Raw genomic sequence first — 600 nt, forward strand, 5'->3', positions numbered from 1 at the left:
CTCCTCGACCAGGTCGTGGATCATCGGATTGGCGCCGAGCGAATATTCGATGATGAAGGAGGCGGGCGAGGCGGCGCACACATGCAGCCCGGCGAAGAAGCAGGGCGCACCGGCCCACAGATGCGGCGCGAAACGCAGGTTGAAGGCGCTGGCGATGGTGCCGATCTTCATCGCCTCGCTGATGCCGCCGCAGAAAGCGGGATCCGGCTGGAAGATGTCGGCCGATTTCAACACCGCCAGGTCGCGGAAGGCGTAGCGCGTCGCCTCGCTTTCGCCCGTGGCGATCGGCGTTGAGCCCGAGGCTCGTATCTCGGCCATGCCCGGCTTGTCGTCGGCGATCACAGGCTCCTCGAACCAGGCGAGGTCGAGATCGGCGGTGAGCTGGATGAAGCGCTTGGCCTCGGCGACGGTGTAGGTGCCGTGCGCGTCGACCATCAGGTCGACCTCCGGACCGATCGCCTGCCTTGCGGCGCGCACGCGCGCGGCCGAAAGATGGGGCGCGCCGTCCATGGCGCCGACGCGCATCTTCAGCGCCTTGAAGCCGCCCTTGGCGATGTAGGATTGCAACTGCTCGCCGATGGCGTCGGCGGAGGCCCAGCC

At 67.7% G+C, this 600-nt stretch carries 1 protein-coding gene; it reads right to left on the reverse strand.

Features of this window, described 5'->3' with window-relative positions:
- The coding region (locus EOA27_RS39265) for a mandelate racemase/muconate lactonizing enzyme family protein (RefSeq protein WP_145970942.1) at positions 1-600 on the reverse strand (600 nt) is incomplete at both ends.

This window comes from Mesorhizobium sp. M2A.F.Ca.ET.037.01.1.1 (assembly GCF_003998075.1).
In the GTDB taxonomy this organism is placed as follows: domain Bacteria; phylum Pseudomonadota; class Alphaproteobacteria; order Rhizobiales; family Rhizobiaceae; genus Mesorhizobium.